We start from the raw sequence: 18,656 nt of genomic DNA, 5'->3' as shown, positions 1-18,656 counted from the left end.
GCTCGTACATTTGTTCGAGAACGAGGAGGTCTGTCATGCCGGAACCCACAGTTGTTCCTGAACCCGCAGTGATCCCCATGCTGTCCTACCAGAATGGCGTCACCGCCATGGACTGGCTCATCGAAGCCTTCGGCTTCACCGAGGCGGAGCGCTGGCTGGACGACGACGGCCACCTCTCCCATGGTGAGCTCGATGCCGGGGCTGGGCGCTTGATGCTCTCCGAGCTGGCGTCGTACGAGGGCCCTACGGCGCACCGCAAGCACTGCACCGCGGCGGACGCCTGGTTGTCGACGCCCTGGGTGATCGACGGCGTGCTGGTCCATGTCACGGACGTCGACGCCCATTTCGCCCGGGCCCAGGCGGCCGGTGCCGGTCTGCTCTCCGGGATCGAGGAAGCGCCGTACGGCCGGTTCTATCGTGCGGAGGACGTCGAGGGGCACCGCTGGATGTTCCTCCAGGCGTGAGCTGGGCGACCGGGCGGGCGGTGCGGCTCAGCCCGGCGGGGGTGTGCCGGGCGCCGCGCCACGCGCCAGCCGGTCCACCCGGCGCAGTGCGTCCGGGATCCGGCCGTCGCCGGCCATGCCGCGCACCAGGCGAGCGGCGGCGTCGAGTGCCATGCCTGACGCGGTGACGTACAGCGGACGGGCGGACCGCCCGCGGAATACCTCGGCGGCATGGGTCGCGGCGCAGAAGCGGGTCTTCGCGACGCCGACCACGACCGGCGCGAGCCCGGCGCCGACGACATGGGCGCCCAGGCCGGGCCGCCCGGACGGGTCAAGGTCCACGTATCCGTCGACGATCAGCAGGTCCACGGGTGCGGTGTCGCACAGGACCCGCTCCAGGGCCGGAAGCTCGCGTTCATAGAACCTGCCCGGCTGATACTCCGCGACGTGGCCGACGAGTACCGTGCGCTCCTCAACAGATCCCGCGAACGTGATGTCGTCGGCGACGACCAACGCGGCACGTGCTCCGCCGTCGGCCAGATACTGCACGTCGACCGCGCCGTAGCGGGAGATGCTGGCTGCCGCCATCCGAGGAGTTCGGGCCTGCATCCTGTTGAGCTCGGAAGTCACGTGCACAGTCTGGCGTGGGCGCGGCTGGGCGCGGGCCGGTGACCTGAGCATCAGGTCGCCAGTGCAACACGCTGCCAGTGCACCGAGTCAGCCGCCCGTGCCGAACCGCAGGTTGCACGTCCATCTGTCCGGGCAGGCCGGCCCCGAACCGCAACCTCATCGTCCGGCCGCCGCCGAACCGCAAGGTAGACGTCCCGCCGACGTCGAGTCGCGAGGTCGAACCGCAAGGTAGGTGTCCATCCGGCGCCGAGCCGCAAGGTAGACGTCCGGCCGACGCCGAGCCGCGAGGTAGGTGTCCATCCGGCGCCGAGCCGCAAGTCGGTGGTCCATATCTGGCTCGATGGACCTGCATGTTGCGGCTCGGCGCCGGATGGACGTCTACCTTGCGGTTCGGCGCGGGCTGCCCAGCCAGATGGACGCGCAACCTGCGGTTCGGCGCGGGCGGGGACCGAATGGACACTCGACGTGCGGTTCGGCACCGACTGGGTCAGCCAGCTGGACGGGCAGCTTGCGGTTCGGCGCGCGCAGTGACCGGAAGGATGGACAACTTGCGGTTCGGCGCAGCGCGGTCCGCCGGGGTGGACCTGTTACTTGCGGCTCGGCGCTTGCCAGCGCTCCGGTCGACCGCTCCGTTCGGTGTCCCGTTCAACTGCCCCGGTCAACCGCTCCGTTCTGCCGCCCCGGTCAGCGGTCGTGTCAGGCGTCCGAACCTGTGCGCGACGAGAGCAGGCGGCGGAACGAGGTGAGCCGGGCGGAGCGGGCGGGTCGTTCGTCGTCCGGGGAAGCGTCGATCCAGTCGTCGAGGGCGCAGTCGGGGGCGTCGGCGAGATGGGTGCAGCCGCGGGGGCACTCCTGCGCCACCTCGTCGAGGTCCTCGAACGCGTGGAGCAGATGGGCCACCTCGACATGTGCCAGACCGAAGGATCGAACGCCCGGGGTGTCGATCACCCAGCCGTCAAAGGTGTCGGCGGGCTCGCCCTCCGACACTGCGACCGGCAGGGGGAGCGCCACCGCGGAGGTCGACGTGTGGCGGCCCCGACCCGTCACGTCGTTCACCACTCCGGTCGCGCGCTGCGCGGCCGGCGCCAGGGCGTTGATCAACGTGGACTTGCCGACCCCGGAGTGTCCCACCAGCACGGATACCAGGCCGCGCAGGCGGTCGCGGACCTCTTCGACGGAGTCGGACGCCAGCACGAGAGCGCCCTCGCCACCAGCCACCCCGCCACCAGCCACCCCGCCATCAGCCACCTCGCCGTCGGACGCCGCCCGCCGCGTCACCACCACCTCGACACCGAGCGGCTCGTAGAGCGCCCGCAGCTCGTCCGGGGAGGCCAGGTCCGCCTTCGTCAGGCAGAGCAGCACCGACATGCCGGCGTCGTAGGCGGCGACGACGCAGCGGTCGATCATGCCGGTCCGGGGCTCGGGCTGGGCGAGCGCCGTGACGATGACGAGCTGGTCGGCGTTGGCGACGACGATCCGCTCGTACGGGTCGGTGTCGTCGGCGGTGCGGCGCAGCGTCGAGGTGCGTTCCTGGATGCGCACGATGCGCGCGAGCGAGCCCTCCCCGCCCGAGACGTCGCCCACGACGTCCACCCGGTCGCCCACGACCACACGGGTTCGCGTCAGCTCGCGCGCCTTCATGGCGGTCACGATCTTCTCGCCGCCGCCGACGTCAGCCCCGCCGTCACCGCCGACGCCGCCAGCCTCACCGACGCCGTCAGCCCCACCCACGTCCTTGACCAGGAGCGTGTACCGGCCGCGGTCGACCCCGGTGACCAGGCCCGTCACGGCGTCGGAGTGCTCAGGACGCTGCTTGGTGCGAGGGCGCGACCCGCGCTTGGAGGGCCGGGAGCGGAAGTCCGACTCGTCGATGTCACGCCGGCCCATCAGGCACGCCCCATCAGCAGACGCCCATCAGGCGGCCGAACCCAGCATGCTCAGCCACATGCCGGTGAAGTCGGGCAGCGTCTTGGCCGTGGTGCCGACGTTCTCCACCCGCACATCCGGCACGCGGAGGCCGAGCAGCGCGGCGGAGGTCGCCATGCGGTGGTCGTCGTAGGTGCGCACGACGTCGCCGCGCAGCGGTCGCGGCGTGATGACCAGGCCGTCGCGGGTCTCCTCCGCCTGTCCGCCGAGCCGCGTGATCTCGCGGGCCAGGGCGGCCAGGCGGTCCGTCTCGTGGCCCCGCAGGTGCGCGATCCCGCGCAGCCGGGACGGGGAGTCCGCCAGCGCGGCCAGCGCGGCGAACGTGGGCGCGAGCTCGCCGCCGGCGTGCAGGTCGACGTCGATCCCGTGCACCGCACCCGTCCCCGTCACGGAGAGGACGCCGTCGTTCAGGGTGTACGAGCCGCCCATGCGCTCCAGCAGCTCGGGGACCATCGCGCCGGGCTGGGTGGTCAGCGTGGGCCAGCCGGACACCCGGACGGTGCCACCCGCCACCAGGGCGGAGGCGAGGAACGGTGCCGCGTTGGACAGGTCGGGCTCGACGCGGACGTCACGTGCGGTGATCGGCCCGGGGGAGACGTCCCACATGCCGTCGCGGGAGTCGTCGACCACCACGCCCACGTCGCGCAGCGTGGCGACCGTCATCTCGATGTGGGGCAGGCTCGGCAGCGTGGCGCCGATGTGCCGCAGGGTGAGGCCGCGCTCGAAGCGGGCCGCGGCGAGCAGGAGCCCGGAGACGAACTGCGAGGACTCGGAGGCGTCGACGTCGACGGCGCCGCCCGGCACACTTCCCCGCCCCTCCACCGTGAACGGGAGGTGGGTCGGCAGCGCGGTGGGGTCGCCGGCCGAGGGGTCGTGCACGGTGATCCCCAGGGCCCGCAGCGCGGCGAGGACGGGGAGCATCGGCCGGACGCGGGCAGCGGGGTCGCCGTCGAACCGCACGGGGCCGTCGGCGAGCGCCGCGAAGGGGGGAAGAAACCGCATCACCGTTCCGGCGAGGCCGGTGTCCACCTCGGTGCCGCCGGTGACGGGGCCCGGTGTCACGTGGAGCGTGCTGGCGTGGTCGCCCTCGTCGATGCGGGTGCCCATGGTGCGCAGCGCACGGATCATGAGGTCGGCGTCGCGGCTGCGCAGTGCGCCGCGCAGCGTGCCGGGGCCGTCGGCGAGGGCGGCGAGCACCAGGAGCCGGTTGGTGAGCGACTTGCTGCCGGGTACCTCGACCGTCGCGTCCAGTGGAGCACCGGCGAGCGGCGCCTCCCAAGTCGGTGCGGGCGCGGTGGTGGAGGAAGTCATGTGCCGAGATTATCGCGGACCGTGCCCGAGCAGCGGCTCCGTGTCAGACCCGGGCCCGGGGCGGGCGTCACGACTCGGCGGCAGCCTTCGCTTCCGCGCGGGCCGCGCGCGCCTGCTGGACGCGCCACGACAGGCCGGGCCGGCCCTCGAGGTCGGCTCCGGCGATGAGAGCCGCGCCGACGGACGCGAGGTTGCGCAGGAACCGCTCGGTGCGCGGTCCGCGCTCCTCCTTGGGCGCCGTGAAGGGCTGGTTCACCACGGCGAGCGGCAGGGTGAGCAGCGCCAGCGCCATGGCGGACGCGCGTGGTGCCTTGCCGAGGGCGAGCAGCGTGCCCGCGGCGGCCGTGGCGATGCCGTGGGCCCGCACGAGCGTGGTGACCTGCTTCTCGCTGAGCGGTTCCGCGCCCAGCGCCTGGGTGGCCAGGGCGGACCCGGTCTTGGCCGTGGCGACGTGCTCGCTCGGGTTCCGGGCAGCCTGCACTCCGTCGTAGATGAACGATGAGGCCAGCAGGGGTCGCGCGATGTGTCGAAGCAGCATGTCTCCACCTTGGCAGATGAGGGCGGCAAATGCAGCAGGATGGCGGCGCCGAGCGGTGTGTCGCCGCCGTCGGGGCGGCAGATGAGGATGGTCCCCGCCACACCGGGAATTCGACGCCGGGGGCACAGGTTGAACCCGTCGTGGAGCGATGCCTCGAGAAGGATCCGGTGAAGAACAGGGTGATCGACACGGTGACACATACGGCGACCAGCACGGTGACCAGCGCGGCCGCGGGCGGGATGGCGGATGCCGCCACCGGTCCGGCCCCGAGCGCCCAGGGTGCGCCCCTGATGTTCGGCGCGGTTCCGGCGCACCTGCTCGACCCCGGCGCGGACGGGGTCCGGTCCACGGCGAAGGGCACGTCGGACGCGTTGCCGACGGTCGTGTCGGACACGGGGTGGCCGACGCGGCTAGGCTCAAGTGCGATGACTGACAATTCCCGCGAGCAGAACCAGGGTGCCGACGCGGTCGGCGCCGATGCCGGGGCGCGCCCCGACTCGAACGCGAGCGAGGGTGTTGTCGGGACCACGGAACCGTCCGCGGCCGAGAGCACCACCGAGACCAGCACCGAGACCACCGGCCAGGGCGACGAGGGTACGGAACGTTCCCCGCAGGAAGAGGACGCCGCGGCCCGTGCCGTGCGGTTCGAGCGGGACGCGCTCCAGTACCTCGACCAGCTGTACTCCGCGGCGCTGCGCATGACGCGCAACCCGGCGGATGCCGAGGACCTGGTGCAGGAGACGTTCGCCAAGGCGTTCGCCGCGTTCCACCAGTACCGCCCGGGTACGAACCTGAAGGCCTGGCTGTACCGGATCCTCACGAACACGTTCATCAACAGCTACCGGAAGAAGCAGCGCGAGCCGCAGCAGTCCCAGACCGAGGACGTCGAGGACTGGCAGATCGCACGCGCGGCGTCGCACACGTCGCGCGGTCTGCGCTCGGCGGAGGCCGAGGCGCTGGACCGGCTCCCCGACAGCGATGTGAAGCGGGCGCTCGCCGAGCTCCCGGAGGACCGTCGGATGGTCGTGTACTACGCCGACGTCGAAGGCTTCCCTTACAAGGAGATCGCGGAGATCATGGGAACTCCGATCGGGACAGTGATGTCCCGGCTCCACCGCGGACGCCGGCAGCTGCGTGAGCTCCTCGCCGACTATGCCGCTCAGCGAGGACTCGTCAGCCAGGCGCCCGGAGGTGCGCAGTGAACAACATCAAACCTATCCCGCACGACACGGCGGGGGAGTCCGAGTGCGAGCACGCACTGAAGCACCTCTACGAGTACCTGGACTCCGAGATGACGCCGGAGGACGAGCAGCGCATGCGAGCGCACGTCGCCCACTGCTCGCCGTGCCTGGCGGAGCTGAGCGTCGAGGACCTCGTGAAGCAGCTCGTGAAGCGGTCGTGCAGCGAGCGCGCGCCGGACACGCTGCGGGTGCGCATCCATGAACAGCTGACGGTGATGACCGTCGCCGAGTGACCGCGTCCGGCTGACCGCCGGCGGGCATGACGAAGGGCCGGGACCCCAGAGGGTTCCGGCCCTTTCGTGTGCCCGACCGGGCGGCTCGCGGTCCTGACGGACGCTGGAGCCAGCTCAGGTGTTGGGGCGCTTGCCGTGGTTCGCTGCCTTGCCGGCACGACTACGGCGCTTGCGACCGCGCTTGCTCATCTGTGTCTCCTGACAGGTGACGGACTGAATGTTCCCATGATCCCACAGATCGACGGGCCGTCAGGCCGGTAAAAGGGGTTGCCCGGTCTGAGGACGCGATATATCGTGTCTTGGGTCAACGCGATATATCGTGTTTCCGCGAACGTCCGAGCCAGCAACGTCCGAGCCAGACCTGAGCACCGGAGGAACCCATGAGCGCAGACAGCTGGACCGTCACCGGTCCGCAGACCATCGAGCTCGATGGGGTGACCACCGTCGACGCGCACGTCGTCGACGGCCGTCTCGACATCGTGGCCCACGACGAGCCGGTGGTCCGGGTGGAGGTGCACTCCGTGGAGGGCCGTTCCCTCGAGGTTCGCCTGGACGGCGGACACCTGGTGATCGGCCACGAGAGCGGCCTGTCGGGCTGGGGCACCTTCATGAAGCGGTTCGCCGACTTCGGCGGAAAGGCCCGCGCCGACATCCACGTCGCGGTGCCGGCCGGTACCACGGTGCGGCTCGGCACGGTCCGCGGCGAAGGGCTCCTCGCCGGCACGACGGCGGGCGCGTCGGCGTCCACGGTCTCCGGGTCCCTGCTGGTCTCCCGCACGGCCGGTGACCTCAGGCTGAACACCGTGTCCGGCGAGGTGACGGTCCGCGACCACGTGGGTGACGTCACCAGCAACACGGTGTCCGCCGACGTCGTGGTGAGCGCCTCGGCCGATTCCGTGACGTCGTCGTCGGTCTCCGGCGACGTGACGTTCGACCTGGTGAACCAGCCCCGCGCCGTCCGGGTCAACACGGTGTCCGGCAACATGCTGCTGCGGGTGCCGGACGAACGGGCCGTCGAGGTGTCGGTGCAGAGCGTCAGCGGCCGCGTGACACTGGGTGGCCTGCAGTTCACCGGAGGCGGCGGCGCGAAGGTCACGGGCGGCGAGCGGTCGGCGCGCCCCGGCGTCATGCACCTGCGGGTGACGGGCGTCTCCGGCGACGTCACCGTGATCGGCGGGCCGCAGGACGCCGCCCCGGCCGACGCCGTGCCCGCGGACGCGGAACCCGTGGAGCTGTAATGCCACCTGTGTTCGCCCACGGGGAGCTGCGCCTGTACCTGCTGGTGCTGCTCCTGGACGGTCCCCGGCACGGGTACGAGCTCATCACGGAGCTCACCCGGCGCTTCGGCGGGACCTACCGCCCCAGTGCCGGGACCATCTACCCCCGCCTGGCGCGACTCGAGGAGGAGGGCCTGGTGCGGCGCTCGGTCCCGGGCGCGCCGGCCGCGTCCGAGCCGGCGGGCTCGCCGGCCACCGGCCGCAAGGCCACGTACGAGCTCACCCCGGCCGGCCGGGCGGAGCTCGACGCCCGCCTCGACGACGTCCGGCGGCTGGAGCGCAGCGTCGCCGAGACGGTGCGCAGCCTGGCCGACGAGGTGCGGGCGGACGTCCGCGACACGATGCGCGGCCTGCGGGCCGAGCTCGCCGCCGCAGCGCAGGAGGCGCGCTCCCGGCCGCGGCCCGGTCCGGACGTCGCGCCCGACCCGCGGCGCACGCAGTCCAACTCGCTGCGGCACGACGCCGAGGCGATGCTCCAGCGGTTCCGCAACGACGTGCTGGCCGATCTGCGCGAGGCCGACGTCGCCGGTACGGTGTCGGCGCTGACCGTGGAGACGCTGCGTACCGTCCTCGACTCGGCACGTTCCGCGATCCGTGGGACGCTGCCGAACAGCACGGCATCTCCGCCGCACCGTGCAGACCGTACCGAACCCGAATGATGCGCACTCCTCCTGAGCGCACCCTCGTACCCATCCATGAACCACACCGCAACGTCCCCAATGAACGGAGCACAGCGATGACCACCGAGTCCTGGAGCGTGGCCGCCCCGCAGACCATCGAGGTAGGCGGCGCCTCGACCCTGATCGTCCGACTGACGAACGGCCGCGCCGAGATCGTGGCCGACCCGAACCGTACGTCCGGAGCCCTCGTCGAGGTGCTCGAGGTGTCGGCGCGGCCGCTGCAGATCCTGGCCGAGCACGGAAACCTCCGGGTCGCCTACGACTTCCCGGGCCTCGAGGGCTTCGTGGACCGGTTCCGCGGCCTCAAGGACCAGGACAGCGCGGTGGTCCGGGTGACCGTACCGGTCACGTCCGTGGTCGACGTCGCCACCGTCGGCGCCGAGGCGGTGGTGACCGGCTCGCAGGCGGGCGTCAACGTCAAGACCGCCGGGGGTGCCATCACCGTCACCGGCACCACCGGTTCCGTGACCACGAAGTCGGGCACGGGAGCCGTCACCGTCGCCGAGCACGCGGGCGACGTGGCGGTCTCGACCGTGTCGGGCGCGGTGTCCGTGGTCGGCGCGCTGGGCCGGGTCTCGATCCAGACCGTCTCCGGCGCGGTGGACGTCACCGCCATCGGCACCACTCCGCTCGTCAACGCCAAGACCGTCTCGGGACCCGCTGCGGTGCAGCTCGACGCCGGTTCTCCGGTCAACCTCCGCGCGCGCAGCGTGACGGGCAAGGTCGTGATCGACGGCGCGCAGGCGACGTCCAGCGCGCAGCGCACCGTCGTCGTCGACCACGCGGAGCCGGGTGCTGCCGCGTACATCTCGACCAACACCGTCTCGGGGACGGCGACGATCACCCGCGGCTGAGAGACCCGCGGCTGAGCGGTCGCAGGCTCAGGCTCTGCTTGTTTCGCCTGAGCCTGCGGTTCCGCTCCGGGCGCGTGCCTCGTTCCTCGGCCCGCACCCTGCGCTGCACCTCCGGCTCAGGCTCTGCTTGTCTCGCCTGAGCCTGCGGTTCCGCTCCGGGCGCGTGCCTCGTTCCTCGGCCCGCACCCTGCGCTGCACCTCCGGCTCAGGCGACCTCGTCCTGGGGGAGGCCCAGCCACGCGTGCCAGCCCGTGTGCAGCACGAGCCACGCCATCAGCCCGTAGCCGGCCTGGCCGGGGTAGACGCCGCCGCCCTGCGCGAGGTCGGCCAGCCACTGCTCGTGCTGGGCCAGCGGCGTGTATGTGTCGACGTACGGCACCCGGCGCCGGCTGGCGACGTCGGCGAAGGCGTCGGACAGCTCGGCGATCCGGTCGCCCTCGGCGGGTGCTCCCGGCGGCGGACCGACCACGAACGCCGCGGTCCGGTTCGCGTCCGCGACGTCGAGGATGTTCGCCAGGTTCAGACGCGAGCGCGCGACGGTGAGCCCCGCCGCGACGTCGTGCCGCCCCAGGGCTACGACCAGGCGGTTCTCGATCTCCGAGTCCGGGCCGAACCGCGCTGCCGTCTCCGCCTCCCAGCGCGCACCGAGCTGTGTGCTGGTCTCACCCGGGACGGCGAGGGTGAAGAGCATGGCGGGCCGGGAGAAATGGGTGCGCGCGACGACGCGACCGGTCCAGCCGAGCGCACGAGCGTCTCCGACACCCGTGGCCAGCTCGTCGCCGACGACGCAGATGCGCACCTCGCGATCCTGCAACGGACTCTCCTTGCCTGTTCCCGGCAGCCTGGCGGACGGCCGGTTCCCCATTGTGGTGCACGGACCGTAGCCGATCGGTGACAACGCGCCGACGCCCGTGCGCCGACGTCAGAACCAGAGACGTCGGTGCAGGGTCGTCAGAGCAGTGTGAGCCCCCAGCGGACACCGTGCCGCTCGCCCGGGGCGAGGTGCACGAGCCGCTCCCGCGTGCGGAACGCGTCGGCCACGCAGGTCATCGGCTCGGCGGCCAGACCCATGCGGCGTCGGCCAGGGGCGATGTGGTCCCCGGTGCAGACCTGCCAGACGTCCTGCGACTCGTCCATCCAGACCGCGGACGTGCGGCCGTCGGGAGCGGTCAGGTGCGCCCAGGAGAGGCCGTCGGCGTCGCGGACGACGTCGACGTACGCGTCGTCGAGGTCCAGGCCGGCGGCGCTGCGCGGCTCGCGCAGGTCATAGGTGCCCGACGCCGGCTCGGTGCCGGTGGGCAGCAGACGCTCGTCGGTCGTGACGCGGGTGCCTGCGTCCAGCCGCACCGTGCACTCGTCCAGGTTCGCACCGCCCGTGGACAGCCAGGGGTGGAACCCGCAGCCGTAGGGGGCCGTGCTCGCCCCCACGTTGGTGACGTCGAGCGTGACCTCGAGCCCGGCGTCGGACAGGGCGTAGCGGATCTGCGCCACCAGCTGGAACGGATAGCCCGGCCGGGCGACCAGCTCGAGCTCGAGCGCCACGGCCGAACCGGAGTGCTCGATCACCGACCAGCGTTCCCACGCCGCGAGCCCGTGCAGCGCGGTGTTGCGCGCGGGCTCGGTCACAGGGAGCTGGTGGGTCTCGCCCCCGTACTCGTAGGAGCCGTCCCGGAGCCGGTTCGGCCAGGGGATGAGCACGGCGGCGTTGAACACCGGGCTGATCTCGTCGGCGCCGAACGGGACCACGACGTCACGCCCGTCCACCGAGTACTCTCTCAGCGCCGCACCCACCTGGGTGACTGTCGCGCGGTGACCCTGGTGGCTGATCCGGAACTGGTCCCCGGAAGGATGCGGCCTGGCCTCAGCCACGGGAGGAATTTCTGTCGTCACACTCACACCGTAACCGTAGGGCAAATTTCGCCTGCGCCACGTAGCGTGAGACAGCAGACTGGGGGGTCGAGTTGTGTCGTCTGCAAACGACCCCGCTACGAACAGGATCTGAGGACGGGTCCGCGCGGGCACGTCGCCCGCCCCAGCAGTAGGAGGAACGATGGAACAGCAGGTACTCGGACGGACCGGTCGGCTCGTATCGGCTGTGGGCCTGGGCACCTGGCAGCTCGGTGCTGACTGGGGAGAGGTCAGCGAGGGTGACGCCCGCGCCGTCCTCGAGGCCTCGCTCGAGGCCGGGGTGACCTTCTTCGACACGGCAGACGTCTATGGCGACGGCCGCAGCGAGCAAGCGATCGGTTCCTTCCTCAAGGACCACTCCGACACCGGGATCACCGTCGCCACGAAGATGGGGCGGCGCATGGACCAGGTGCCGGAGAACTACGTGCTGGAGCACTTCCGCGAGTGGACCGACCGCTCCCGCCGGAACCTCGGCGTCGACCGGCTGGACCTGGTGCAGCTCCACTGCCCGCCCACGCCCGTCTACTCGTCGGACGCCGTCTACGACGCGCTCGACCAGCTCGTGTCCGACGGCGCCATCGCGGCGTACGGCGTGAGCGTCGAGAAGACGTCGGAGGCCCTCGAGGCCATCGCCCGGCCCAACGTCGCGACCGTGCAGATCATCCTCAACGCGTTCCGGCTCAAGCCGCTCGAAGAGGTGCTCCCCGCCGCCTCGTCGGCCGGCGTCGGCATCATCGCGCGGGTCCCGCTGGCGTCCGGCCTGCTGTCGGGCCGGTACACGAAGGAAACGGTGTTCGCCGAGAACGACCACCGCAGCTTCAACCGCGACGGCGCGGCGTTCGACGTCGGCGAGACGTTCTCCGGTGTGCCCTACGAGGTGGGCCTCGAAGCCGCAGGGCGGTTCACCGAGCTGGCCAAGGACCGCGTCGGTGACTCCCTCACCCCGGCCCAGGCAGCGATCGCCTGGGCGTGGCAGCGACCGGGGGTCTCCTCGGTGATCCCGGGCGCCCGCAACGTCGACCAGGCCCGGGCGAACGCGGCGGCGGGCGACGCGGCGACGCTCGGCCCGCTGTTCATGTCCGGCGTGCGGGAGATCTACGAAGAGCTGATCAAGGAGCACGTCCACGACAAGTGGTGAGCTGCCGCGGGTAGCGCGTCAGGGGTGAGCCGGTACGACCGGCTCACCCCTTCGTGCGTCACGGCGCGGATCGGGGACGACGAAGGGCGGGTGTCCGGCTCGGACACCCGCCCTTCGTCGTCAGCGCACGTCAGCCGCGCGTGAAGGCCTCCTCCAGCAGCGTCTGCTGCTGGGCGGCGTGCAGCTTCGCGGTACCGGCGGCCGTCGATGCCGACGCCGGGCGCGAGACCACCTTGACGTAGGGCACGTCCATCGGCAGAGCCAGGTGGATGAAGCCCCACGCACCCTGGTTCTGCGGCTCGTCCTGGACCCAGACCACCTCGGCGTCGCCGTACTTGGCGATCTCCGCGCGGACCTGCGCCTCGGGGAACGGGTAGAGCTGCTCGAGGCGCACGATGGCCACGCCCTCGTCACCGCGCTTGGTGCGCTCGGCGAGGAGGTCGTAGTACACCCGCCCCGTGCACAGCAGCACCCGGTCGACCTTCTCGGGGACCGCCGTCGGGTCGGTGATGACCTCCTGGAAGGTGCCGGAGGTGAAGTCCTCGACCGAGGACGCCGCCGCCTTGAGCCGGAGCAGCTGCTTCGGCGTGAACACCACCATCGGGCGGCGCGGACGGGCGTACGCCTGGCGGCGCAGCAGGTGGAAGTACGACGCCGGCGTGGACGGCTGCGCGACCGTGATGTTGTCCTCGGCGCACAGCTGCAGGAACCGCTCGATGCGAGCCGACGAGTGGTCCGGGCCCTGGCCCTCGTACCCGTGGGGCAGCAGCATGACGACCGAGGACGACTGTCCCCACTTCTGCTCGGCGGACGAGATGAACTCGTCGATCACCGTCTGGGCGCCGTTGACGAAGTCGCCGAACTGGGCCTCCCAGAGCACCAGGGCGTCCGGGCGCTCCACCGAGTAGCCGTACTCGAAGCCGAGGGCGGCGTACTCCGACAGCGAGGAGTCGTAGATCCAGAACTTGGCCTGCTCGCCCGACAGGTACAGCAGGGGCGTCCACTCCGCGCCGGTCTCCCGGTCGTGGAGCACCGCGTGCCGCTGGACGAACGTGCCGCGACGCGAGTCCTGGCCGGCGAGGCGGACGGGCGTGCCCTCCGCCAGCAGCGAGCCGAAGGCCACGAGCTCGCCGAAGCCCCAGTCGATCGCGCCCTCCTGCGCCATGAGGCGACGCTTCTCGAGCATCTGGGCGAGCTTCGTGTGGATCGAGAAGCCCTCCGGCGGCGTGGTGTGCACGTCGCCGACGCGCTGCAGCATCTCCGGCGAGATCGCCGTCTGCCAGCCGACCATCGTGCCGGCGTCCTCGCGCTGGGACTCCGGACGCTCCAGGCCGGCGATCTGCTCCGTCTGCGGGGCGGGCGTGAAGCCGGACTTGGTCTCGGTGAAGACCCGCTCGAGCTGGGACTGGTAGTCCTGCAGCGCGCCCTCTGCCTCCTCGACGGTGATGTCACCACGGGCGACCAGGTTCTCGGTGTAGAGCTTGCGCACCGAGCGCTTGGAGTCGATGAGGTTGTACATGAGCGGCTGCGTCATCGACGGGTCGTCGCCCTCGTTGTGCCCGCGACGGCGGTAGCAGATGAGGTCGATGATGACGTCCTGGCCGAACTGCTCGCGGAACGCGAAGGCGAGCTCCGCGGTCCGCACGACGGCCTCGGGGTCGTCACCGTTCACGTGCAGCACCGGGACCTGGTAGCCCTTGGCGACGTCGGTCGCGTACATGGTCGAGCGGGACGCTGTGGGGCCCGTGGTGAAGCCCACCTGGTTGTTCACGACCACGTGGATGGTGCCGCCCGTGCGGTACCCGCGCAGCTGCGACAGGTTCAGCACCTCGGGAACCACGCCCTGGCCCGCGAACGCCGCGTCGCCGTGCACCAGGATCGGCAGCACGGAGAAACCGTCACCACCGAGGTCGATGCGGTCCTGCTTGGCGCGGACGATGCCCTCGAGCACCGGGTCGACGGCCTCGAGGTGGGACGGGTTGGCCGCGAGGTAGACGCGCGTGGTGGCGCCCGACTCCGACGTGAAGGTGCCCTCGGTGCCGAGGTGGTACTTCACGTCGCCGGAGCCCTGGACGCTCTTCGGGTCGAGCTGACCCTCGAACTCCTTGAAGATCTGGCCGTAGCTCTTGCCCGCGATGTTCGCCAGCACGTTCAGGCGGCCGCGGTGGGCCATGCCGATGCCGACCTCGTCGAGCCCGCCTTCCGCCGCGCGCGACAGGATCGCGTCGAGCAGCGGGATCAGGGACTCGCCACCCTCCAGCGAGAAGCGCTTCTGCCCGACGAACTTGGTCTGCAGGAACGTCTCGAACGCCTCGGCGGAGTTCAGGCGGCGCAGGATGCGGAGCTGGTCCTCCCGCGGCGTCTTGGCGTAGCCCGCCTCCAGGCGCTCTTGGAGCCACTTGCGCTGGGCCGGGTCGGCGATGTGCATGTACTCGATGCCGATGGTGCGGCAGTACGAGTCGCGCAGCAGACCGAGCACGTCGCGCAGCGTCGCCTTCGGCTTGGGGCCGAAGCCCGCCGTCGGGAACGTGCGGTCCAGGTCCCAGAGCGTGAGGCCGTGGTTCTGGATGTCCAGGTCGGGGTGCTTGCGCTGGCGGTAGGCGAGCGGGTCGGTGTCCGCCATGAGGTGCCCGCGCGAGCGGTACGACTGGATGACCTCGGCGATCCTGGCCGGCTTGGCGGCCTCGACGTCGGCGTCGACCGTGTTGTCACGAACCCAGCGGACGGGCTCGTACGGGACGCGCAGCGCCGCGAAGACGCGGTCGTAGAAACCGTCCAGGCCGAGCAGCTTCTCCGAGATGATCTTGAGGAACTCGCCGGACTGGGCGCCCTGGATGATGCGGTGGTCGTAGGTCGACGTGATCGTCATGACCTTCGAGATGCCCATCCGGGCGAGCTGCTCCTCGGACGCGCCGGCGAACTCCGCCGGGTAGTCCATGGCGCCGACGCCGACGATGGTGCCCTGACCCTGCATGAGCCGCGGCACCGAGTGCACGGTGCCGATACCGCCCGGGTTGGTCAGCGAGATCGTGGTGCCCTGGAAGTCGGGCACGCCGAGCTTGCCGCCGCGCGCCTTGCGCACCAGCTCCTCGTAGGCCGCCCAGAACTCGGCGAAGTCGAGCTCCTCGGCCTTCTTGATGCTCGGCACGAGCAGCTGGCGCGAGCCGTCCGGCTTGGCGAGGTCGATCGCGAGACCGAAGCCCACGTGCGCCGGCTGGTTCACGCCCGGCTTGCCGTCGATCGGCTCGTAGTGGGCGTTCATGACGGGCATGTCGGCCAGCGCCTCGACCAGCGCGAAGCCGATGAGGTGCGTGAACGAGATCTTGCCGCCGCGTCCGCGCTTCAGGTGGTTGTTGATGACGATGCGGTTGTCGACCATCAGCTTGGCGGGCACGGCGCGCACCGAGGTGGCGGTGGGGACCTCGAGGGAGGCCTCCATGTTCGTGACCACCCGCGCGGCCGGGCCGCGCAGCTTCTGGATGTCGTCGACGGCGTCCGGGTGCGCCACCGGGCGCTCGAACGTGTCCGCGTAGTGCGTGGTGGGTGGGGTGGCGATCGGGTTGGCCGGGTTGACCGTCGGGTCGGCCGGCAGGACCTTCTCACGTACCGGCTGCACGGCCTCCGAGGCGGCGGTGCCACCCGTCACGGGTGTGGCCGTCTGCCGGGTGGGTGCCGCTGGTGCGGGTGCCGCCGGGGCGGCGGCCGGGGTCGCCGTGGCCTTGCCCGCGTCGGCCGGAGCCGTGTCGGCCGAGGCCTTGTCGGCCGGAGCCGTGTCGGACGAGGCCTTGGGGGCAGCCTCGGCAGTGCCGTCCTTGGTGGAGCCGTTCTCGCCCGGGGTGTAGTCGGCGAAGAAGTCCCACCACGCGGGGTCTACCGCGTTCTTGTCCTTCAGGTACTGCTGGTAGAGCTCGTCCACAAGCCATTCGTTGGCTCCGAATGACGAGCTCGCCACGCTGATCGACTCTGAACCAGCCTTAGGGGACACGCGCGGATCGCCCACCTTCACCACAGTTGCGTTCGTAGCGCGCCACCCTTGGTCGCAGCGCGCGCAGCCCGAATGTTTTCGGACCCTCCAAGGGTAGGCCCTCCAGGCCCCTCGGTGGGTGTGGCGGCGCGGCCCCTGTGGCGCGTCCTCGCGCCAAAGAAGTCGGTTCGTCATGTTTCTCGCACCCAGAGCAAAACCCGGGCAACGTTGGGCCTGGAAGTGGCCAACGTGGCGTTACGGGGTTTTGTTGTCGGGCCGACAACCTTTGGCGCGTGTGACAGAAATCACGGGACTCCGTCTCACGTTCTGACCGCCGGCGCCCCTAGGCTTCTCGGTTCTCACGGGTCTGTTCGGTGCAAGCAGTGCGACGGACGCTCAGTCCGTGTGGGTCGTCGAGACACCCGGTGCCGGGTGCGCCCGCGCGGGGAGCGTGACCCGCATCGTCGCGCCACGGTCGGAGTCAACCACCTGCACGTACCCGCCGTGCAGCTCGACCGCCCAGCGGACGATCGCGAGCCCGATCCCGGTGCCGCCGCTCGACCCGACGGTGCCACCGGTGGTGCCGCCCGTCGCGCCGGGGAAGGTGTCGCTCGCGCTGCCGCCGCGCCCTCGGCCGTCGCCGGTGCGGTCGGCCGTCGACCCGGTGCCCCGCACGAAGCGCTGGAAGATCCGCTCGCGGTCCGCGGCCGCGATGCCGGGCCCCTCGTCGCTGACCTCGAGCACGACGTCGGCGCCTTCCGTGCCGTCCACCGGGTAGGCGTCCAGGCGCACGACACCGCCCTGCGGAGAGTGCCGGATCGCGTTCTGCAGCAGGTTGATGACCACCTGGTGCAGGCGTTCGGCGTCGCCCTCGATGGACAGGTCCTCCGGCGTGACGTCGACGACGTAGTGGAGGTCCTTCGCGGCGTCGACCATCGAGAGGTCCTCGGCGCAGTCCTCGAGGAAGTCGCCCACGGCGATGGTGCCGACGTTCAGTGCGGACGCACCCGCCTCGATGCGCGAGAGGTCCAGCAGGTAGGTGACGAGCCGCGTGAGGCGTTCGGTCTGTGCGTGCGCCTGCTCGAGCGCACCCGGGGTGGGCTCCACGACGCCGTCGACCATGTTCTCCAGCTGCGCCTTGAGCGCGGCGACGGGCGTGCGCAGCTCGTGGGACACGTTGGCGATCAGGTCTCGGCGCGTCTGCTCCACGGACGCCAGGTCCTCGGCCATCCGGTTGAACGCGTGCGCGAGCTGTCCCACCTCGTCGCTGCTCGTCGCCCGCACACGCCGCGTGTAGTCCCCGTCGGCCATCGCCTGGACGGCCTCGGTGATCTCCCGCAGCGGTGACGTCATGCCGCGGGCCAGGACCTGCGTGACCAGCAGCGACAGGATGATCGCCAGCGGAAAGGTGCGGCTCGGACCCAGCGAGGCCTGCAGGCCCAGCCAGGTGATCAGCACCGCGGCGGTCACGGTGGCCGCGACCAGCACACCGAGCTTGATCTTCAGGGAGCGCAGCGGATCGAGCGGCCGCACGTCGGGGACGCGGGGCACGTGCGGTCTCATCGGCACCCCGGAGCTACTGGTTCGCGGGCGGCTCGAACGCGTAGCCCACGCCGTGCACCGTGCGGATGAGGTCCGGGCCGAGCTTGCGGCGCAGTGCCTTGATGTGGGAGTCCACCGTGCGCGTGCCGCTGGCGTCGGCCCAGTCCCAGACCTCGGCGAGCAGCCGTTCGCGCGTCAGCACGGTCTTGGGCGAGCCGGCGAGCATGACGAGCAGCTCGAACTCCGTGGGGGTGAGGTGGACCTCCTCGCCACCGCGGTAGACGCGGCGCTGGGCCCGGTCGACGGTGACGTCGCCCATCATCATGGGCGGGTCGGCCGGAGTGGTGGCCGCGGCCTGCGCCGCACGGTCCACCCGGCGCAGCAGCGCCTTGATCCGGGCGACGAGCTCGCGCATCGAGAACGGCTTGGTCATGTAGTCGTCCGCGCCGACGCCGAGGCCGACGAGCATGTCGGTCTCGTCGTCGCGTGCGGTGAGCATGAGGATCGGCGTCGGGTGCTCGGCCTGGATGCGCCGCGTGACCTCGAGCCCGTCGATGCCGGGCAGCATCACGTCGAGCACCACGAGGTCGGGGCGTAGCCGGGAGGCCGCGTCGACGCCGGACAAACCGTCGCGTGCGACCTCGACCCGCCAGCCTTCGGCGGACAGCCGCTGGGCGATTGCTGTCGCGATCGTGGGCTCGTCCTCCACTACGAGCACCGTCGCGCTCTGCTGACCGGTCGAGGCTGCGGCCGACGCCGTACCGGGCTGCTGCGGGGCCCCAGACGGCTGGGGGATACCAGATGACATAGGTCAATCATGCCTGCACCTACCTGATAAGACACTGAGGCCAGCCTGAGAGTCGGACCAAGAGCGGCTCCGCGTCGCGTTCGGCACGGTGCCCGGATGCGCTCCCGCAGCAAGGGGCGCGCCGTTCCCGCTACGATCTAACGCACGATGACCGAGCGATATC

17 protein-coding genes are annotated in these 18,656 nt (G+C 71.2%); 7 read left to right on the top strand and 10 right to left on the bottom strand.

Features of this window, described 5'->3' with window-relative positions; genetic code table 11:
• The first annotated feature begins 35 nt into the window (after positions 1-35).
• Positions 36-464 (top strand): VOC family protein, encoded by a 429-nt coding sequence (locus ACFSL2_RS11820; protein ID WP_377198042.1) that lies wholly within the window; start codon positions 36-38, stop codon positions 462-464.
• A 27-nt stretch (positions 465-491) separates the two neighbouring features.
• Here ACFSL2_RS11820 and ACFSL2_RS11815 read toward each other — a convergent pair whose 3' ends face one another.
• From ACFSL2_RS11815 to ACFSL2_RS11800, 4 genes are all read right to left on the bottom strand, one after another.
• Positions 492-1,073, bottom strand: coding sequence for an endonuclease V (locus ACFSL2_RS11815; RefSeq protein ID WP_377198041.1), 582 nt, complete (start codon positions 1,071-1,073; stop codon positions 492-494).
• Positions 1,074-1,769: 696 nt separating this feature from the next.
• Positions 1,770-2,960: a ribosome small subunit-dependent GTPase A gene (gene rsgA / locus ACFSL2_RS11810; protein ID WP_377198040.1), complete on the bottom strand. Its 1,191-nt coding sequence runs from the start codon at positions 2,958-2,960 to the stop codon at positions 1,770-1,772.
• 27 nt (positions 2,961-2,987) lie between these two features.
• Complete coding sequence (gene aroA, locus ACFSL2_RS11805; RefSeq protein WP_377198039.1) at positions 2,988-4,310, bottom strand: 3-phosphoshikimate 1-carboxyvinyltransferase; 1,323 nt, start codon at positions 4,308-4,310, stop codon at positions 2,988-2,990.
• 67 nt (positions 4,311-4,377) lie between these two features.
• The gene (locus ACFSL2_RS11800; protein WP_377198038.1) at positions 4,378-4,848 is read right to left on the bottom strand and encodes a DoxX family membrane protein; all 471 of its coding nucleotides are present in this window, start codon (positions 4,846-4,848) and stop codon (positions 4,378-4,380) included.
• 425 nt (positions 4,849-5,273) lie between these two features.
• On the opposite strand from ACFSL2_RS11800, the gene ACFSL2_RS11795 reads away from it, so the two are divergent.
• Positions 5,274-6,050 carry a sigma-70 family RNA polymerase sigma factor gene (locus tag ACFSL2_RS11795; protein ID WP_377200816.1) on the top strand — a complete coding sequence of 259 codons (777 nt, stop codon included), beginning with the start codon at positions 5,274-5,276 and terminating at the stop codon, positions 6,048-6,050.
• Entirely contained in the window at positions 6,047-6,322 is a 276-nt protein-coding gene (gene rsrA, locus ACFSL2_RS11790) for a mycothiol system anti-sigma-R factor (RefSeq protein ID WP_377198037.1), read from the top strand. The genes ACFSL2_RS11795 and rsrA overlap by 4 nt, the downstream gene beginning before the upstream one ends.
• Positions 6,323-6,436: 114 nt before the next feature.
• On the opposite strand, the gene ACFSL2_RS11785 is transcribed toward rsrA, so the two are convergent.
• Complete coding sequence (locus tag ACFSL2_RS11785; protein WP_369939587.1) at positions 6,437-6,511, bottom strand: 50S ribosomal protein bL37; 75 nt, start codon at positions 6,509-6,511, stop codon at positions 6,437-6,439.
• A gap of 191 nt (positions 6,512-6,702) precedes the next feature.
• On the opposite strand from ACFSL2_RS11785, the gene ACFSL2_RS11780 reads away from it, so the two are divergent.
• From ACFSL2_RS11780 to ACFSL2_RS11770, 3 genes are all read left to right on the top strand, one after another.
• Positions 6,703-7,560, top strand: coding sequence for a DUF4097 family beta strand repeat-containing protein (locus ACFSL2_RS11780; RefSeq protein ID WP_377198036.1), 858 nt, complete (start codon positions 6,703-6,705; stop codon positions 7,558-7,560).
• Positions 7,560-8,258: a PadR family transcriptional regulator gene (locus tag ACFSL2_RS11775; RefSeq protein WP_377198035.1), complete on the top strand. Its 699-nt coding sequence runs from the start codon at positions 7,560-7,562 to the stop codon at positions 8,256-8,258. The genes ACFSL2_RS11780 and ACFSL2_RS11775 overlap by 1 nt, the downstream gene beginning before the upstream one ends.
• A gap of 77 nt (positions 8,259-8,335) precedes the next feature.
• Positions 8,336-9,133, top strand: a complete 798-nt coding sequence (locus tag ACFSL2_RS11770) for a DUF4097 family beta strand repeat-containing protein (protein WP_377198034.1) — start codon at positions 8,336-8,338, stop codon at positions 9,131-9,133.
• A gap of 205 nt (positions 9,134-9,338) precedes the next feature.
• Here the strand turns inward: ACFSL2_RS11770 and ACFSL2_RS11765 are convergent, their stop codons facing one another.
• Both ACFSL2_RS11765 and ACFSL2_RS11760 read right to left on the bottom strand, forming a co-directional pair.
• Positions 9,339-9,932 carry a GDSL-type esterase/lipase family protein gene (locus ACFSL2_RS11765; RefSeq protein ID WP_377200815.1) on the bottom strand — a complete coding sequence of 198 codons (594 nt, stop codon included), beginning with the start codon at positions 9,930-9,932 and terminating at the stop codon, positions 9,339-9,341.
• Between the two features lie 152 nt (positions 9,933-10,084).
• A complete protein-coding gene (locus ACFSL2_RS11760) occupies positions 10,085-11,002 on the bottom strand; it encodes an aldose 1-epimerase family protein (RefSeq protein ID WP_377198033.1) in 918 nt (305 codons plus the stop codon).
• 181 nt (positions 11,003-11,183) lie between these two features.
• Here ACFSL2_RS11760 and ACFSL2_RS11755 point away from each other — a divergent pair, with 181 nt between their 5' ends.
• Positions 11,184-12,179 carry an aldo/keto reductase gene (locus tag ACFSL2_RS11755; protein ID WP_377198032.1) on the top strand — a complete coding sequence of 332 codons (996 nt, stop codon included), beginning with the start codon at positions 11,184-11,186 and terminating at the stop codon, positions 12,177-12,179.
• Positions 12,180-12,309: 130 nt separating this feature from the next.
• On the opposite strand, the gene ACFSL2_RS11750 is transcribed toward ACFSL2_RS11755, so the two are convergent.
• From ACFSL2_RS11750 to ACFSL2_RS11740, 3 genes are all read right to left on the bottom strand, one after another.
• Entirely contained in the window at positions 12,310-16,164 is a 3,855-nt protein-coding gene (locus tag ACFSL2_RS11750) for a multifunctional oxoglutarate decarboxylase/oxoglutarate dehydrogenase thiamine pyrophosphate-binding subunit/dihydrolipoyllysine-residue succinyltransferase subunit (protein WP_377198031.1), read from the bottom strand.
• 375 nt (positions 16,165-16,539) lie between these two features.
• A complete protein-coding gene (locus tag ACFSL2_RS11745) occupies positions 16,540-17,706 on the bottom strand; it encodes a sensor histidine kinase (RefSeq protein ID WP_377198030.1) in 1,167 nt (388 codons plus the stop codon).
• A 13-nt stretch (positions 17,707-17,719) separates the two neighbouring features.
• Positions 17,720-18,403, bottom strand: coding sequence for a response regulator transcription factor (locus ACFSL2_RS11740; protein WP_116673914.1), 684 nt, complete (start codon positions 18,401-18,403; stop codon positions 17,720-17,722).
• Between the last annotated feature and the right edge of the window lie 253 nt (positions 18,404-18,656).

Source organism: Promicromonospora aerolata (assembly GCF_042682255.1).
In the GTDB taxonomy this organism is placed as follows: domain Bacteria; phylum Actinomycetota; class Actinomycetes; order Actinomycetales; family Cellulomonadaceae; genus Promicromonospora; species Promicromonospora aerolata.
The sequence above is the reverse complement of the archived record's forward strand: the minus strand, read 5'-3'. Positions and strand labels throughout refer to the sequence as shown.

Excerpts from the sequence above, each read along its gene's own strand:
- ACFSL2_RS11820 (WP_377198042.1), top strand. The coding sequence starts at position 36 with ATGCCGGAACCCACAGTTGTTCCTGAACCCGCAGTGATCCCCATGCTG.
- aroA (WP_377198039.1), bottom strand. The coding sequence starts at position 4,310 with ATGACTTCCTCCACCACCGCGCCCGCACCGACTTGGGAGGCGCCGCTC.
- ACFSL2_RS11755 (WP_377198032.1), top strand. The coding sequence starts at position 11,184 with ATGGAACAGCAGGTACTCGGACGGACCGGTCGGCTCGTATCGGCTGTG.
- ACFSL2_RS11745 (WP_377198030.1), bottom strand. The coding sequence starts at position 17,706 with ATGAGACCGCACGTGCCCCGCGTCCCCGACGTGCGGCCGCTCGATCCG.
- rsgA (WP_377198040.1), bottom strand. The coding sequence starts at position 2,960 with ATGGGCCGGCGTGACATCGACGAGTCGGACTTCCGCTCCCGGCCCTCC.
- ACFSL2_RS11795 (WP_377200816.1), top strand. The coding sequence starts at position 5,274 with ATGACTGACAATTCCCGCGAGCAGAACCAGGGTGCCGACGCGGTCGGC.
- ACFSL2_RS11775 (WP_377198035.1), top strand. The coding sequence starts at position 7,560 with ATGCCACCTGTGTTCGCCCACGGGGAGCTGCGCCTGTACCTGCTGGTG.
- ACFSL2_RS11780 (WP_377198036.1), top strand. The coding sequence starts at position 6,703 with ATGAGCGCAGACAGCTGGACCGTCACCGGTCCGCAGACCATCGAGCTC.
- ACFSL2_RS11770 (WP_377198034.1), top strand. The coding sequence starts at position 8,336 with ATGACCACCGAGTCCTGGAGCGTGGCCGCCCCGCAGACCATCGAGGTA.
- ACFSL2_RS11800 (WP_377198038.1), bottom strand. The coding sequence starts at position 4,848 with ATGCTGCTTCGACACATCGCGCGACCCCTGCTGGCCTCATCGTTCATC.